Source organism: Bacillus sp. FSL M8-0266 (genome assembly GCF_038613425.1).
Lineage (GTDB): Bacteria > Bacillota > Bacilli > Bacillales > Bacillaceae > Bacillus > Bacillus pumilus.
This window is the reverse complement of record NZ_CP152015.1, coordinates 3,578,136-3,594,360: the sequence shown is the minus strand read 5'-3', so window position 1 is coordinate 3,594,360 and position 16,225 is coordinate 3,578,136. Positions and strand designations below refer to the sequence as shown.

At 43.0% G+C, this 16,225-nt stretch carries 14 protein-coding genes; 13 read left to right on the top strand and 1 reads right to left on the bottom strand.

Annotated elements, in window-relative coordinates:
• Window position 1: 1 nt before the first annotated feature.
• The 5 genes from isdG (at window position 2) to cydC (ending at window position 7,330) form a co-directional block, all read left to right on the top strand.
• Window positions 2-1,123: a heme oxygenase gene (isdG, locus tag MKY83_RS18550; RefSeq protein WP_065099257.1), complete on the top strand. Its 1,122-nt coding sequence runs from the start codon at window positions 2-4 to the stop codon at window positions 1,121-1,123.
• 329 nt (window positions 1,124-1,452) lie between these two features.
• Window positions 1,453-2,868, top strand: a complete 1,416-nt coding sequence (locus MKY83_RS18545; protein WP_106066957.1) for a cytochrome ubiquinol oxidase subunit I — start codon at window positions 1,453-1,455, stop codon at window positions 2,866-2,868.
• Window positions 2,855-3,871: a cytochrome d ubiquinol oxidase subunit II gene (cydB, locus tag MKY83_RS18540; RefSeq protein ID WP_065099259.1), complete on the top strand. Its 1,017-nt coding sequence runs from the start codon at window positions 2,855-2,857 to the stop codon at window positions 3,869-3,871. The genes MKY83_RS18545 and cydB overlap by 14 nt, the downstream gene beginning before the upstream one ends.
• On the top strand, window positions 3,871-5,607 hold the full coding sequence (gene cydD / locus MKY83_RS18535; protein ID WP_342487563.1) for a thiol reductant ABC exporter subunit CydD: 1,737 nt from the start codon (window positions 3,871-3,873) through the stop codon (window positions 5,605-5,607). The genes cydB and cydD overlap by 1 nt, the downstream gene beginning before the upstream one ends.
• Complete coding sequence (cydC, locus tag MKY83_RS18530) at window positions 5,597-7,330, top strand: thiol reductant ABC exporter subunit CydC (RefSeq protein ID WP_342487562.1); 1,734 nt, start codon at window positions 5,597-5,599, stop codon at window positions 7,328-7,330. The genes cydD and cydC overlap by 11 nt, the downstream gene beginning before the upstream one ends.
• Window positions 7,331-7,387: 57 nt before the next feature.
• On the opposite strand, the gene MKY83_RS18525 is transcribed toward cydC, so the two are convergent.
• The gene (locus tag MKY83_RS18525) at window positions 7,388-8,425 is read right to left on the bottom strand and encodes a pectate lyase (RefSeq protein WP_044140379.1); all 1,038 of its coding nucleotides are present in this window, start codon (window positions 8,423-8,425) and stop codon (window positions 7,388-7,390) included.
• A gap of 474 nt (window positions 8,426-8,899) precedes the next feature.
• Here MKY83_RS18525 and sigY point away from each other — a divergent pair, with 474 nt between their 5' ends.
• From sigY to MKY83_RS18485, 8 genes are all read left to right on the top strand, one after another.
• Window positions 8,900-9,433, top strand: a complete 534-nt coding sequence (gene sigY, locus MKY83_RS18520) for an RNA polymerase sigma factor SigY (RefSeq protein WP_106066959.1) — start codon at window positions 8,900-8,902, stop codon at window positions 9,431-9,433.
• Window positions 9,430-9,741, top strand: coding sequence for a YxlC family protein (locus MKY83_RS18515; RefSeq protein ID WP_065099263.1), 312 nt, complete (start codon window positions 9,430-9,432; stop codon window positions 9,739-9,741). The genes sigY and MKY83_RS18515 overlap by 4 nt, the downstream gene beginning before the upstream one ends.
• Window positions 9,738-9,950 (top strand): hypothetical protein, encoded by a 213-nt coding sequence (locus tag MKY83_RS18510; protein ID WP_044140285.1) that lies wholly within the window; start codon window positions 9,738-9,740, stop codon window positions 9,948-9,950. Before MKY83_RS18515 ends, MKY83_RS18510 begins: the two co-directional genes overlap by 4 nt.
• Window positions 9,951-10,257: 307 nt before the next feature.
• Entirely contained in the window at window positions 10,258-11,628 is a 1,371-nt protein-coding gene (gene gdhA, locus MKY83_RS18505) for an NADP-specific glutamate dehydrogenase (RefSeq protein ID WP_044140284.1), read from the top strand.
• 83 nt (window positions 11,629-11,711) lie between these two features.
• A complete protein-coding gene (locus MKY83_RS18500) occupies window positions 11,712-11,825 on the top strand; it encodes a hypothetical protein (protein WP_268507082.1) in 114 nt (37 codons plus the stop codon).
• A 126-nt stretch (window positions 11,826-11,951) separates the two neighbouring features.
• Window positions 11,952-13,334 (top strand): copper amine oxidase, encoded by a 1,383-nt coding sequence (locus MKY83_RS18495; protein ID WP_268507081.1) that lies wholly within the window; start codon window positions 11,952-11,954, stop codon window positions 13,332-13,334.
• Between the two features lie 77 nt (window positions 13,335-13,411).
• Window positions 13,412-14,026 carry a class F sortase gene (locus MKY83_RS18490; RefSeq protein WP_126740975.1) on the top strand — a complete coding sequence of 205 codons (615 nt, stop codon included), beginning with the start codon at window positions 13,412-13,414 and terminating at the stop codon, window positions 14,024-14,026.
• Window positions 14,027-14,263: 237 nt separating this feature from the next.
• Complete coding sequence (locus tag MKY83_RS18485) at window positions 14,264-16,207, top strand: PRD domain-containing protein (protein ID WP_342487561.1); 1,944 nt, start codon at window positions 14,264-14,266, stop codon at window positions 16,205-16,207.
• The last annotated feature ends 18 nt before the right edge of the window (window positions 16,208-16,225 follow it).

Sequence of the window (16,225 nt, the reverse complement as noted above, 5' to 3'; positions counted from 1 at the left end):
GTTGGATGTGATAGCTATGGATGACGTGAGTCTCAGTCAAGGAGGCTTTCAGCTGTCATCTATATCAGCAGCTGTTCCTAAAGGAAGCGTGACAGGAATTATTGGACCGAATGGATCAGGGAAGTCGACTTTTATTAAAGCAGCCGCACGTCTTACGTCAATCGAAAGCGGCACGATATACATTCACGATATACCGCAAAAAGAGATGACCGCTCAGGAGATCGCAAAGGAAATCGCCGTTCTCATGCAGTCGAGAACAGCCATTCCATCTATGACCGTACGGGAGCTGGTCGCACTTGGACGCAGTCCGCATCGTTCGATCTGGAAAAAAAGCTCGAAGACAGATCAAGAAGCGATTGAGTGGGCGCTTAATGTGACCAATAGCCGTATCAATGAAAACAGAATGTTGCATACATTGTCTGGCGGAGAAAGGCAAAAAGCGTATATTGCGATGGCGCTCGCTCAGAAGACAGAGACGATTATTCTGGATGAGCCGACAACTTACTTAGATATTGCGCATCAGCTTGATTTACTAGAGCTGCTCAAACAGCTGAATAAGACGCATGGAATCACCATTTTAATGGTTCTTCACGACCTGCAGCAGGCAGCAAAATATTGTGACCGCCTTATTGCGATGAAGCGTGGTCAGATTGATCAAATAGGGACACCAAAAGAAGTATTAACAGAAAGCTTTTTCAAAGAGGTCTTTGGGATTCAGGCTGAAGTTCACTTAGATGGTGAGCATCCGCTTATTATTCCAATCGCTTCGATCCAACAACAAAAGGGAGATGAACAAAACATGATCATTGTCAACAACCAGGTAAGAGTAGAAAAAGGCAGTGCGGACCACCTCGTCAAACGTTTTAACAAGCAAGGACAAGTAGAATTCATGGAAGGATTTTTAGGCATGGAAGTATGGGTCACACAGCAGACAACCGATTACGATGAAGTGACCATTCATACACGCTGGAATCGAAAAGAAGACTTTGTGAATTGGACAAAATCTCAGGCATTTGGTGATGCGCACGCTCATGGGAAAGCGAAACCTGAAGGCCTATTAAAAAACAAAATTACGTACTATGAAGTGCAAGTCACTAGACCAGCTTTACAGAAAAAAGCCTAAAAAAGAAACACAGCGCTGCAGCTCACGTGCAGCGCTATTTTTTTTGCTTTTTACTTTCTGTCACATATCTTTGACAAAGTATTCAAATAACTGACACAATACCATCCAATTTTTAGGTAAAATTTACTTTATTTTTGAAGCGTATGGGTGTAAAGTACAGGTATAAATAACTAACCGAATGAAAAGCAAGAGTAAAATTTCACCGAGCAAACCATTTCAAACAGGCTATCATTTGTGAATCATTGAACAAATATTGAATATTTTGTGAAGTGGTGAGCATAGATGTTTCGAATCATTCGGCATGTGAAAGTAAGGGAGGATGTAAGGCTGTGAGTGAGCTGTTTTTAGCAAGATTTCAATTTGCTTCAACGACATTATTTCATTTTATTTTTGTTCCTATGTCAATAGGTTTAGTGTTTATCGTTGCTTTGATGCAGACCCTTTATGTCGTCAAGAAAAAAGAGATTTATAAAAAGATGGCGAAGTTTTGGGGTCATCTATTCTTACTCAATTTTGCAGTAGGTGTGGTGACAGGGATTCTCCAGGAATTCCAGTTTGGGATGAATTGGTCAGATTATTCAAGGTTTGTCGGTGATGTCTTTGGTGCACCACTTGCCATCGAGGCACTATTGGCCTTTTTCCTTGAATCTACATTTATTGGCCTTTGGATTTTCGGCTGGGATCGTTTGCCTAAGAAAATTCATTTATTGTGTATTTGGATTGTTTCCATTGGTACGATTTTCTCAGCATTTTGGATTTTAGTAGCCAACTCATTCATGCAGGAGCCAGTCGGATTTGTGATAAAAAATGGCCGTGCAGAAATGAATGATTTTGGGGCTCTTATCACGAATCCGCAGCTCTGGGTAGAGTTCCCACACGTTCTGTTTGGTGCACTTGCAACAGGTGCTTTCTTTATTGCAGGTGTTAGTGCCTATAAAATGATCAAAAAACAAGAAGTAGCTTTCTTTAAAAAATCTTTCCAAATTACTATGATACTTGCTTTAATTGCTGGCTTAGGTGTGGCGTTCTCTGGACATGACCAAGCAAAGCATTTAATGAAAGCACAGCCGATGAAGATGGCAGCAAGTGAAGCCCTTTGGAAGGATAGTGGAGATCCAGCGGCTTGGACACTATTTGCCAATATTGATACAGATAAAAAAGAAAACTCTGCGGAGATCAATATTCCGTTTGCTTTAAGTTACTTGGCTTATTCGAAGTTTAGTGGAGATGTGCCAGGCATGCTGACTCTTCAAAAAGAATATGAAGCAAAGTTTGGTCCTGGAGACTACATTCCGCCAGTAAAAACAACCTTCTGGAGCTTTAGAATCATGGTTGGTGCCGGCATGCTGATGATTTTTGCCAGTATGATTGGCTTGTACTTGAGCTTTAGAAAGAAACTCGAAACGAACAAATGGTTTTTACGCTTCATGGTAGGGATGATTGCATTCCCGTTTATTGCGAACTCAGCTGGCTGGATCATGACTGAAATTGGGCGTCAGCCGTGGACGGTCTTTGGGATGATGACGACGGCTCAATCGATTTCGCCAAACGTATCGTACGGCATGCTGTTATTCTCAGTCATTAGCTTTACGACGATGTATCTGATCCTTGCCATCTTGCTTGCCTACCTATTCATTCGAGAAATTAAAAAAGGTGCACATTCGGAAGAGGATAAAGATCAAAAGGATGAAACGGACCTGTCTACAGATCCATTTGATGGAGGCGCATATCATGGCATATCTTAACGAGATTTGGTTTATTCTTGTCGCAGTATTGTTTGTTGGATTTTTCTTCTTAGAAGGATTTGATTTTGGTGTTGGGATGTCCATGCAGTTGCTTGGAAAGGATGCGCACGAACGCCGCATATTAATTAACACGATTGGTCCTTTCTGGGATGCGAATGAGGTCTGGCTGATTACAGCTGGGGGCGCTATTTTCGCTGCTTTCCCTCACTGGTATGCCACGATGTTCAGTGGATACTATATACCGTTTGCGGTTCTCCTTTTAGCGCTCATCGGGCGCGGGGTCGCCTTTGAATTCCGAGGGAAGGTTGAGAAAGCCTCTTGGATCAAAGCATGGGATTGGGTCATCTTCTTTGGCAGTCTGCTGCCGCCGTTTCTACTCGGTGTGCTATTCACAAGTATTTTACGCGGGATGCCAATTGATCAAGACATGAACATGTACGCTGGCTTTACGGATTTTGTGAACCTTTATTCAGTGATTGGCGGGTTAGCTGTAACGGTTCTTTGCCTTTTGCACGGATTGATTTTCGTCACACTTCGTACAGAGGGTGATTTAAGAGATCGTGCGAGAAAGCTTGGCAAGCGTGTCCTGCTGATTGTGCTGCCAGTTCTTGTCCTATTTGTTGGTGTATCTATCATGGAAACTGACATTTATACGGTACGCCCAATCATCACCATTCCGTTAACTGTCCTCATTGTGGTTTGTTACGTAGCAGCTCTATTCTTTATGAAAAAAGAACGTGATGGCTGGACATTCCTATTCACAGGTGCGGGCATCATGGTGACAGTGACGATGCTTTTCACTGCATTGTTCCCGCGCGTCATGATTAGCTCAATCAACCATACGTTTGATCTGACCATTCAAAACGCTGCATCTGGATCTTATTCACTGACAGTCATGACGATTGTTGCCATTTCTTTGCTGCCCTTTGTGCTTGGGTATCAAATTTGGAGCTATTACGTCTTCCGTAAACGTGTAAGCGGTAAGGAGCCAATGACCTACTAATGGATAAACGTTTGCTTCAATTAAAAGGAATGAGAGGGCTTCTTGCCCTCTTAGGTATTGTGTCACTCATCCAAGGAGCAAGTATTATTTTCCAAGCACAGTGGCTGGCACATGCCATTACTACGCTGTTTGACGGGAAAAGCCTTTCGCAGGCAACGCCTTATGTCCTGCTGTTTCTTGCTGCCTTTCTGGTGCGGCACGGTCTCACCTTGATTCGGGAGAAGGTCATGTTTACCTACTCTTCCCGAATTGGAGCAGACGTCAGAAAACAGCTATTAGACCAACTCTTTCGTTTAGGTCCAGCTTTCACAAAGAAAAAGGGTACAGGAAAGCTTGTCACTTTAGCGATGGAGGGAATTGCTCAATATCGTCAGTATTTACAGCTATTTTTACCGAAAATGGTGAACATGGCTGTGATACCGGCAATGGTCCTCATCTATGTTTGGACATTAGACGAAACATCTGCCGTCATTTTAATCGTGACGCTGCCGATTTTAATGATCTTTATGATTTTGCTAGGTCTTGTCGCTCAGCGTAAAGCGGCCAAACAATGGAAATCGTATGAGAAATTATCCAATCATTTTACTGATTCTCTCCGCGGCATTGAAACGCTTCGTTACTTAGGCATTAGCAAAAAACATTCCCGCAATATCGGGGAAGTGTCAAAGCGATATCGAAAGGCGACCATGAGCACGCTGAAGGTCGCATTTCTTTCATCATTTGCGCTTGATTTCTTTTCCATGCTTTCGATTGCAACCGTCGCTGTCTTTCTTGGCTTGCGATTAATTGAAGGGGAGCTTCTGTTATTGCCGGCTTTGACGGCGCTCATGCTAGCACCGGAATATTTCCTGCCAGTACGTGAAGTGGGAAATGATTATCATGCCACGCTAAATGGAAAAGAAGCGAATGAAGCGATGCAGGTCATTTTAGAAGAAAAGGGCTTTCGCACGCAGGAGACACAATCAGTGCAGTTGAACGAGTGGAATGAACAGTCTGCGCTCACCCTGCAAAATGTAAGTGTCCAGCATGACGAACATGCCCCTTATTCGATTCAGGATGTAGATCTCACTGTCAAAGGGAAGAAGAAAATCGGAATCATTGGTGCCAGTGGTTCAGGGAAATCGACGTTAACCGATGTGCTCGGCGGCTTTGTTGAACCGACCTCAGGTCAAATCACGCTAAACGGCCAGCCGCTTGTTCATTTACAGATGAAGGAATGGCAAAAGGAAGTCGTCTATATGCCGCAGCACCCTTATTTATTTCACATGACATTAAGAGAAAACATTCGTTTTTATGAACCACATGCAACAGATGAAGATGTGGAAAGAGCTGTCTGTGAAGCTGGCTTATCTCAGCTCGTGGCGCAGCTGCCAAATGGTATTGATGAGGTCATTGGAGAACAGGGAAGAGGGCTAAGCGGCGGACAGGCACAAAGAATTGCGCTTGCGCGAACGGTGCTGGGCAAGCGGTCCATTATGCTGTTAGATGAACCAACGGCGCATCTCGATATTGAGACAGAGTATGAATTGAAGAAAACAATGCTTCCACTGTTCGAAGATAAACTTGTGTTCTTAGCGACACATAGGCTTCATTGGATGCCAGACATGGATGAGATCATTGTCATGGATCAAGGAACGATTGCGGAAATGGGTACACATGAATCATTAATGCGAAGAAAAGGCGTGTATTATCAATTGGTACAGGAGCAAATGGGGGCGGTCACACATGGTAAGTAAAGGCTGGTTTATACCTTATATCAAGGAGAATCAAAAGCTGTTTGCGCTGGTTTTATTTCTAGGGGCAATTGCAGTATTCTCTGCTTCTATGCTGATGTATACGTCAGGATTTCTCATTTCAAAAGCTGCCACAAGACCTGAGAATATACTGATGGTCTACGTCCCAATTGTAGCTGTCCGTACCTTTGGTATTTCACGCTCAGCTGCCCGCTATGCAGAAAGATTGGCGAGCCACCAGCTCATTTTGACCATGATTGAAAAAATGCGTGTCCGCCTATATGACATGGCTGAACGAAGTGCGAGACAGACAAAGCTGGGTACAGGTGAAATGCTGGGGCTCTTGTCAGATGATGTTGAGAGACTGCAGGATGCCTATTTAAAAACCATCTTTCCATCTATCGGTGCGCTGCTTTTATATGCCGCATCCATTGGGGCACTTGGTCTATTCTCGTGGCCTTTTGCTGGCTTGATGCTGCTTTATATGGCACTTCTCGTATTTGTTTTTCCATACGTCACCGTGCTAGTGAACCGGGCGAGACAAATTCAAATGAAAAAAGGCAGAAATGAACTGTACAGCCATTTAACAGATGCCGTCATGGGCGTGAGTGACTGGTTGTTTAGCGGCAGGCAGAAAGATTTTGTTGATGAATATGAACAGAAAGAAGCGCAGCTGTTAGCGCTTGAAGCAGCTAAGCACCGGTTTATCCGTCTGCGCCAGTTTTTTGCACAGCTTATCATTGGAGGAGCGGTCGTGCTTGTCGTGTATTGGAGCGGTTCAGTTGTTCAGTCAGGATCGATGTCACACACCCTGATTGCAGCCTTCGTGCTTGTGCTTTTTCCGTTAACAGAAGCCTTTCTTCCACTCTCAGATGCAGCAGGTGATATTCCAGTCTATCAGCATGCTGTCAGCAGATTACATCATTATGAAAAACTTTCGTATGAAGGAGAATCTGAGCGCAAGACAGTTGACCAGCCGGTTGTTTCTCAAGGTGAAGCTGTTTCTTTTGATCAAGTGTCCTTTGGGTATGATTCGCATCAACACGTGCTAAAGCATCTGTCATTTTCATTGAAGCAAGGAGAATCGCTTGCTCTCTTAGGAAAAAGTGGTGCAGGAAAATCGACTATTTTGAAATTGTTAGAAGGAGCTGTCGTGCCAAATCAAGGAGCTGTCAGTATCCAGGGGCAACCGGTCGAAAGCATTCGAGAGAACGTATCCACCTATGTGTCAGTGCTCAATCAACAGCCGTATTTATTCGATACCACTGTTTTAAACAATATTCGCTTAGGCTCTCCAGATGCGACAGAAGAGCAAGTAAAAGAAGCAGCGAGACAAGTGCAGCTGCACGATACCATCGAATCTTTGCCAGAGGGTTATCACACCGGTGTTCAGGAGACAGGTATTCGTTTCTCAGGTGGAGAAAGACAACGGATGGCGTTAGCACGGATTTTGCTGCAAAACACTCCGGTTGTTGTATTAGATGAGCCCACCGTCGGACTTGATCCACGCACAGAGCGTGAGCTGCTTGAAACCATTTTCCGTGTGTTAAAAGGAAAAACGGTCATTTGGATTACCCATCATCTCACTGGCTGTGAGGCATGTGACCGCATTATGTTTATTGAAGATGGACAAATTGAGATGCAGGGGGAGCATCAGGATTTACTGAAAGAAAACCCACGCTATCAAAAATTGTATGAGATGGATCGTCCGTTTTCTACAATTTAAATAGATGAAATGACAAGAACGTTCGGACAGAGATTTCTGCCCGAACGTTTTGTGGTTTTAAGGGTTTACTTTTCCAACACCAGCATTTGATACCACTTCTGATTTGACATTGTTCACGTTAAGCAAGGAGTAGTTATAAGGAGGGTTGTACGTACCTGTAGAAGACGTTGGCAGACTGCCTGAGCTGTTAATATATGAGTTGTTGATGACATGCCATGTACCGACTTGACGGCTATCCCAGCTGCCGATCGCATTTTTTGTATTTTCAAATACGTTGTGCTCAATTCTCATTTTTGCGCCCATACGAGAGTTGATCGCTGTCGTATGGATACCTTTATAGTAGTTGTTATACACATGACCTTCCCCATAGCGCATAGATGGTACACGGGAATTCAGGTTTTCAAAACGGTTGTTGTGGAATGTTATTTTTCTGTTGTAGTTGTCGTTATCAGAGTTGCCCATGAGCATCGTTTTCCAGCTGTCATGAACATAGTTCCATGAGAAGGTAATATAGTCGGAGTCATTTTTCACATCAAATAATCCATCATAATCATCTTTACCAGAGTTTAATGTATTGTACAGTTCATTATGGTCGACCCATACGTTTTTAGAAGCGCCTTCGATTCCGATGGCATCCTTGTCACCGATTTTGCTGTGATGGATTTTCAGGTTGCGGATGATGATGTTATTGGAACGCCATACTTTAATGCCGATTCCATTAAATTCACCTTTCGTGCCTTTGCCGACGATCGAGACATTGTTTGTATCTTTCACATCGATTTTATTGGCAGATGTATTAGAAGGAGTAATCGTCCCGTCGACAACAATTTTTAATTTTTCGTTTGTTCCTTTACTTTTGAGGGCAGCCAATAGTTCATTTCCAGTTTTGACTGTGACGGTTTTACCGCCTTCACCGCCTGTTGTACCACCATTTAATGTGGAGAATCCTTGTTGATTAAAATTGGCCATAATAGAAGGGCTTTCCGGATACTTTGCTGCCGCTTTTGCCTCCCCATTAGGTGCAAATAATGAAGTCACGAGACCAACCGCTAACACACCAGCTAACATTGGAACTTTTTTCTTCAAAGTCAACATCTCCATTCAATTTTGTTTTAATGTAAACGTTTCCAAAAATAAGCTGCAATTCAACTGCTCCTCCTTTCTTCGCCAGTATTGCCTTTTTCGGAATGTAGGAAGAGCATAGCACGCAAAAAGGTATCATCGGCTAAGAATTGGCGTTGTGTATTCCATGATTTTCTAGAAAACTAAGGCCATGATTATTTTATTTTCGTCTAAATGAGACAAGGATCATTGACGATAGGTATTGGGATAACCTAGTGATTATGGGGGAGAGCATCTCCGCTTGATAGAAAATCAGAACACATCATTTTATTAGAGACGAAAGAATGTCATAATCATTACATAAGAAAAAACTGGGTATTTAACGCTTCAAATACTGGATCAACAGGGAGAAAAGCAGACAAGCTAAAAAAATAAAACTTATTTTGAACGATATCGTTATACGTGTCGTCTCATGAATAAGAGAAGAAAGAGGAAGGAGGGGTGTGTTTGGAGCAGACAGAAGAGACATTATTGATTCAGCGGGCAAAACAGGGGGATGATGCTGCATTTACAGCCCTATATCGTCATCATTATTCCTTTCTTTACCGTTATATAATGAAGCTCACCCTTCAACAAGAGCTTGCAGAAGAAATCATGCAAGAAACGATGCTGAAAGCGCACATGAAACTCTCTTCATTTAGAGGAGATTCCTTATTTTCAACATGGCTCATATCCATTGCATCTAGACAATTTTTGGATCACCAGAAGAAAAGAAAACGTGAACAATTGAGGGAAGAAAAGGCGAATCAAGAGACGATACGCCGTTTTAAATGGGAGATTCAGCAAAAGGGACATACATGGCATGAGATGTGGGATGCTCTTAACGAATTGAAGGCTCAGGAGAGAGCGCCGATTATTTTGCACTATTATTATGGCTTTACTTATCCAGAGATTGCTTCAATGCTCGGGATGAGAGAAGGTACTGTGAAGTCGAGGGTTCATCATGGATTAAAGAAAATTCGAAAGGAGTGGTCTCAATGAAGGAAGATCAGTTCACCGAACGTTTAAAGGAAGAGTTGCAGCAGCTAGATGAACAAATTGAAGTGAAAGAGCCAAGTGAACAGGCTGTCATGATGATGCTGAAGCAGGCGAAGGAACGAGAGAAAAGGCGTTTTAAACGAGAAGTACTGGCATACGTTCTCATCAGTCTGACCATTCTGGCACTATTTGTCGCTGCCATCACCCATTTGCCTATCATCTTCATTCTACTTCAAGTAGTGAGTGTGCCGCTCTGCGTCGTTGTCGGCATCAAGGAATATCAACATATTAAAGGAGGGTCTTCCTTATGAGTCAGTCGGAGATGATCATCTTATTGTGCGCATTGCCGTTACTATTTGCGCAGGGCCTTCTTTTATTTATGGATGCAAAGAAAAGAGGGCGTTATAAGTGGTTTTGGGGCATTGTCGGTTTAATTAACTTCCCATCGTCTTCTATTTTATATTGGCTTTGTGTGGTGTACCCTGATCGAAAAAAAGAGGAGAAGATCCGAAAAGATTGAGCAGACGGCCTATAAAACTTTAGGCCTTTTTTTCTTGTTGAAGATCAACTAGAAATCATTCATGGTTCATCTAATTGTCAAAGAGTGCGGGATATATAACGTCTAAATCATGATTTCTAGCTCAATAGTCATTCTGTAAGAGATACTTTCTAAAAACGATTGCGGCGGCTGCTTGATCCATCTCAAATCGGCATCATTTTCATCTGTTATCAGTATTGATCCGTTTTTACAAATGGTGTTAAATTAATCTCAATATGCGTTAGAAAATCTAACAAGATAAAAGATATACAAAGGAGGCAGATGAGACATGTTGACCTTAGATCGAGCAGCGCAAACAGCACAAAGCTACATCGACCGTGTGTTAGAAGAGGTGGAAAAACGAAATCCTGGTGAGGAGGAATTTCAGCAAGCCGTAAGAGAAATTCTAGAATCACTCGTTCCCGTTTTTGCAAAGCATCCAGAGTATGAAAAACAAGGCATTTTAGAACGACTCATCGAGCCTGAGCGGCTTGTGGTATTTCGCGTACCATGGGTAGACGATGAGGGGAAAGTACAAGTCAATCGGGGATTCAGGGTTCAATTCAATAGTGCCATCGGACCTTATAAAGGAGGCATTCGTTTCCACCCATCTGTCAATGCAAGCATTATTAAGTTTTTAGGATTTGAACAAATCTTTAAAAACGCACTGACTGGTATGCCGATCGGTGGAGGAAAAGGTGGATCAGATTTTGATCCTAAAGGGAAATCGGATGGAGAAATCATGCGTTTCGTTCAAAGCTTTATGAGTGAGCTCAGTCGATATATTGGACCTGATCAAGATGTGCCAGCAGGTGATATTGGCGTAGGGGCACGCGAAATTGGCTATATGTTCGGGCAGTACAAGAAAATGCGTGGTGCTTATGAAGCAGGTGTACTCACAGGGAAAAGCCCTGGATTTGGAGGCAGCTTAGCGAGAAAAGAAGCGACAGGCTATGGATTGGTGTACTTTATGGAAGAAATGTTAAAAGCACATGGACTTCAATTTGAAGGACGTTCAGTTGTCGTGTCCGGCTCAGGGAATGTGTCTATTTATGCGATGGAGAAGGTCATAGAGCTAGGTGGTAAGGTCGTTGCGTGCAGTGATTCAAGCGGAGCGATTTATGATCCACAAGGCATTTCATTAGAAACAGTGAAACAGCTGAAGGAAGGAAGCAATCAACGGATTGGGGCATACATAGACATTCACCCGCATGCTGAATTGATTGAAGATTGCGAACAAATTTGGTCTGTTCCTTGTGACATTGCACTTCCATGTGCAACGCAAAATGAAATATCTGAGATGCAGGCACAGCAGCTCGTGGAAAATGGTGTCATTGCGGTAGGAGAAGGAGCGAATATGCCTTCTACTCTAAAGGCAGTCAAAGTTTTTGAACAGAATGATATTCTATTCGCGCCGGCAAAAGCGGCGAATGCAGGCGGGGTAGGTGTCTCAGCGCTGGAAATGGCGCAAAATAGTGCTAGAATGTCTTGGACATTTGAGGAAGTAGATGATCAGCTGAAACAAATGATGCAGACGATTTATCGTCAGTGTACAGAGACAGCTGATGAATATGGACACTCTGGAAACTTAATAGTAGGAGCAAATATTGCAGGATTTCGCAAAGTGGCAGATGCGATGATCGCACAAGGCGTGATTTAACTCCTGCTCTCCCGCACCTGTTTATTTCATGCCAAGATGGGGAATCTTCCTTGTAAGAATGACAATAAGGAGGCGCGGGAGAAATGAAAAAATGGCTGAAACAAATTTTTAAATGGGCACCTGTGATTTATCCAGTGGTGAGAAAAATATATAAAGAGCGGAAAGCATCTAAACGTCGTAACATATCAGCCGGATAATCCGGCTTTTTTTTATGCAAGCATGACCGATTGTGCGCTAAACAAAAAAGGATGATAGATTTGAATGATCCATTTCATGCTTCTTTCCGTTAAGTACATAACAAACGGAAAGAGGAGGAAAAACAGATGAACATGAAAAAAGTGATTTTAACCATTCCGCTTAGCGCAGCATTACTATTTCCGGCAGCTCATAGCGTAAGTGCACACGAAGGACATATGCATGGAGAGGCAAAGAAGACATCTTCGTCACAAGAGGTGTCAAACAAAGCAACCGATCTTCGCGCAGCACTAGACCAGCTATTTTCGGAGCATGCCTACTTAGCAGTCATCACAATGCAAAAGGGAATTGACGAGAGTAAAGATTTTAAACAAGCAGCGGCAGCGCTAAATGACAACACAAATGACTTATCGGAAGCCATCGCTTCTGTGTACGGAAAAAAAGCAGGGAAACAATTCAAAGACATTTGGCCAAGCCATATCGGCTACTTTGTTGATTATGTACAAGCAACCGCAAAGAAAGATGAGGCAGGTAAAAAGAAAGCAGTCAAGCAGCTTGACCAATATCGTATGAAACAAGCCGACATGCTCGATCAAGCAACAGGCGGCAGATTGAAAGCAAGTGAGCTTGAAGAAGGCTTGAAGATGCATGTGAATGAACTGCTAAAAGCGTTTGACAGCTACACAGAAAAGGATTTTGATACGACCTATGAAACCGTTAGAAAATCCATTCATCATATGTTTGAAGTCGGTAAAGGCGTATCGTGGGCGATCACAGATCAATTTCCTGGGAAATTTAATCATAAATCTATCGATACACCAGCCGCAGATCTTCGTGAAGATTTAAACTACTTGTTCTCAGAGCATTTGGCACTTGCGGTCGTTGCCATGCAAAAAGGAAATGATGGCAGCAAGGACTTTGATCAAGCAGCCGCAGCTTTGAACGAGAATACAAATGATTTATCTGATGCGATTGCATCTGTTTATGGTAAGGACGCAGGAAAACAATTCAAAGACATTTGGTCAAGCCATATTGGTTACTTAGTTGATTATGTCAAAGCAGATGCATCAGGAGACAAAGAAGCGAAAGAAAAAGCTGTGAAAAACTTGGATGTATATCGGATGAAGCAAGCGAAATTTCTAGAGCAAGCGACAGATGGCCGTTTAAAGGCGGCGGATTTAGAAGCTGGTTTAAAAATGCATATTGATGAGCTGATCAAAACATATACGTCTTACCATAATGGTGAATATGATCAGCTTTATCCAACAGTGAGAGAGGCGTACGGTCATATGTTCATGGTCGGTCAAGATGTCGCAGCAGCGATTGTTGATCAGCATCCTGAACTGTTCAAATCTAACATGCCTAACGAAATGCCGAAAACAGGTATGGGAGGCACAGCCGGTCCTTTAGGTATGTCATATGAAGCATTTGCGGGATTAATCGCAAGCTTGATCCTAGCTGGCGGTGCAATGGGGGCGTTCTTCCTAATTCGTCGTAAGACATCAAATTAAGCTCATATCAAAACAAAAGGGGGGAACGGAACGTGCACAATCGTGCCGTTCCTTTCTTTCAAAGGAGGCAGACTGACTTGAAAAGGTGGCTGTTGGGTCTTCTGATGCTTCTTGTCATCACGGGCTGTGCATCAAAATCGATGGATGATTCGTCATCCGCTAAAACAACCTCATCTCCTGAAAAAATGACAACAAACCAAGCCACAAAACAGTCTCATTCAAAAGCCATGTTAAAAGATGAACCGTCCGGTATTATCCCGGCTGAAATTGCGATTCCGGCGATTGATGTCAAAGCAAAAGTAGAGAAAACCACTTTATCAAAGGATGGCAGTATGGGCGTTCCAAAAAATACGGACAACACAGCTTGGTTTAAAGATGGTCCAAAGCCAGGAGATAAAGGAAATGCCGTCATGAATGGCCATGTTGATAATAAATGGGGACCTTCTGTTTTTTATCGATTAAAGGAGCTGAAAAAGGGAAACAAGGTAATCGTGACATCCTCATCAGGAAAAAAGCGAACCTTTGAAGTGATCAAAGTACAAAGCTATCCGCGTGAAGAAAAGCCACATGCGTTTTTCGGGTATGCTTTTACACGAAATCTCAATTTAATCACATGTACAGGGACGTTTGATCATGCAGCTGGGACTCATGAAAAAAGATTGGTTGTCTTTACCCAGCTAATCTCTTCATAAAAAAGGCGATGACACGAAGGTGTATCGCCTTTTTTTCATGGTTTCCAAACGCTCCTACAAAAAAATGCATAGGTCATTGGATATGGTTTGTTGTATAAATAGGGGCGTTTGTCATATAAATGAGATGGCCATTTTTATTTCTTTTCAGTAGAATATGAGTAATGAAGAGAACTGCAAGCGTATACACCTTGTCCAGACAAGGCAGATTCTCCACCCTTACATAAGGAGGCTGATCTGATGCTGAGTAAAAGACTGGCGCAAATCTTAAGTCAGCTCATGGCAGCGGAGACCCCGCTCACAAGCGCTGCGCTTTCTGTCAGTTTACAAGTAACAAGCCGCACCGTTCGTACAGACATCAAGGAATTGAACGACCGTCTTACTCCTTATCAAGCGGCTGTAACAGCTGTTCGAGGAGCTGGTTATGAGCTGTTGATCAACGATGAGAATGCCTTTCGCCGTTTTATGAAAGAGGAGGTCGAACAGGAAGAGCCGCTGGCTGTTCTGCCAGAGGAGCGCGTTCGGTTTATTTTAAAAAAACTGCTTCTCGCAGAGTCTTATGTGAAACTGGAAGACTTACAGGAGCAGCTGTTTATTAGTAAATCGACGATGAGTAACGATATGAAATGGGTCAAACGCAAGCTTGGGCCCTTTGATCTGAAGCTGGAAGCGAAGCCGAATAAAGGCTGCCGGATCAAAGGATCGGAGATGAAAATTCGTTATTGTATATCAGAATATTTATTCAGTGAACGCCGATCCTGCCAAACGATGCTGAACACGGCAGTCACCATTTTGCCAAAACATGAACTGGAATTGATTCAGAAAACAATCATTGATTATATCAATGAAGAACGAATGAATCTATCAGACATTTGCATGAATAATTTAATCGTTCATGTCGCGATTGCCTGCAAACGAATTAGACACGGAAACTATGTATCTGTTTTGCCAGAGGAAATCAATGAGATTCCACGGGCAAAGGAATACGAGATGGCTAAAAAAATGGTGGAATGCCTTGAAGGACTGCTGGACGTCTCTTTTCCACAAGAAGAGATCGTCTATATCGCCATTCATTTATTAGGAACAGCCAAAATGGTGCAGTCCTTTTCATCGAGCGCTCAAAAACAAATTGTGGATGATAACACGAGCCGTCTTGTCCAGCTGATGCTCCAAGCCGTTGATCAAAAGCTGCAGCTTGATTTAGCCGGTGATGCGGAATTAATGATTGGACTGAGTCTGCACTTAAAGCCAGCCATGACCCGGTGTAAATATGGGATGAACTTAAGAAATCCGATGCTTGATGAAATAAAGGCAGGGTATCCACTTGCCTTTGAAGCAGGAATTATCGCCAGCAGGGTCCTTGAAGAAGAGGAGGGGCTGAGTATTCATGAGAATGAAATCGGATATATGGCGCTTCATTTTGGTGCGGCTTTAGAGCGGAGGAAAATGGAGATTCCGCCGAAGCGATGTCTCATTGTCTGTGCATCTGGTGCAGGGAGTGCAAGGCTGCTTCAGGATCGTTTGCGGTCACAATTTGGGACTAAGCTGACCATTTTAGGAACAGCAGAGCTTTATTCGCTTCCGCATGTCTCTTTACATGCCATGGATTTGATTATTACAACGGTCCCGATTCAGATGGATTTACCGATTCCAGTCATACAAGTGAACACCATTTTGGGAGGCGGCGACTTTTTAAAAATTGAAGAAGCCCTGACGAGTGAAACAAGGGTGACATTGGCCTCTCAATATATGAAAAAGGAATTGGTTTTTACAAAACGCGCCTTTCAAACAAAGGAAGAGGTCATCACTTTTCTCACGAAACAAGTCATCGATATGGGATTAGCACCAGCAGAGCTTACACCTTCTGTGATGGAAAGAGAAGAGGCTGCTCCTACATCCTTCGGGCATTATACAGCCATTCCGCACCCGATGACGCCGCTGACAGAAGAGACATTTTGGGCGATCTGTTCATTAGAAAAACCGATCATATGGGGAGAGAAAAAAGTTCAATTTGTTTGCTTGCTTTGTGTCGAAAAAGAGAATGCCAAAGATTTAAAAGGGATGTACCGTCTGCTGGGCGAGCTTGTGCACAATGTGAAATTCATTCAGCATCTCATCGCCTGTGATACATTTGAAGACATGCTCGATATCATGTATAAAAAGGCCCCTTCGTACAAGAACTAACAATGTGATCTTAACTTT

Bases quoted from the DNA above. Each gene is read 5' to 3' on its own strand.
- MKY83_RS18510 (WP_044140285.1), top strand. From the start codon at position 9,738: ATGAGTCAGTCGGAGATGATCATCTTATTGTGCGCATTGCCGTTACTA.
- cydD (WP_342487563.1), top strand. From the start codon at position 3,871: ATGGATAAACGTTTGCTTCAATTAAAAGGAATGAGAGGGCTTCTTGCC.
- cydB (WP_065099259.1), top strand. From the start codon at position 2,855: ATGGCATATCTTAACGAGATTTGGTTTATTCTTGTCGCAGTATTGTTT.
- MKY83_RS18525 (WP_044140379.1), bottom strand. From the start codon at position 8,425: ATGTTGACTTTGAAGAAAAAAGTTCCAATGTTAGCTGGTGTGTTAGCG.
- MKY83_RS18485 (WP_342487561.1), top strand. From the start codon at position 14,264: ATGCTGAGTAAAAGACTGGCGCAAATCTTAAGTCAGCTCATGGCAGCG.
- MKY83_RS18495 (WP_268507081.1), top strand. From the start codon at position 11,952: ATGAACATGAAAAAAGTGATTTTAACCATTCCGCTTAGCGCAGCATTA.
- gdhA (WP_044140284.1), top strand. From the start codon at position 10,258: ATGTTGACCTTAGATCGAGCAGCGCAAACAGCACAAAGCTACATCGAC.
- MKY83_RS18515 (WP_065099263.1), top strand. From the start codon at position 9,430: ATGAAGGAAGATCAGTTCACCGAACGTTTAAAGGAAGAGTTGCAGCAG.
- MKY83_RS18500 (WP_268507082.1), top strand. From the start codon at position 11,712: ATGAAAAAATGGCTGAAACAAATTTTTAAATGGGCACCTGTGATTTAT.
- cydC (WP_342487562.1), top strand. From the start codon at position 5,597: ATGGTAAGTAAAGGCTGGTTTATACCTTATATCAAGGAGAATCAAAAG.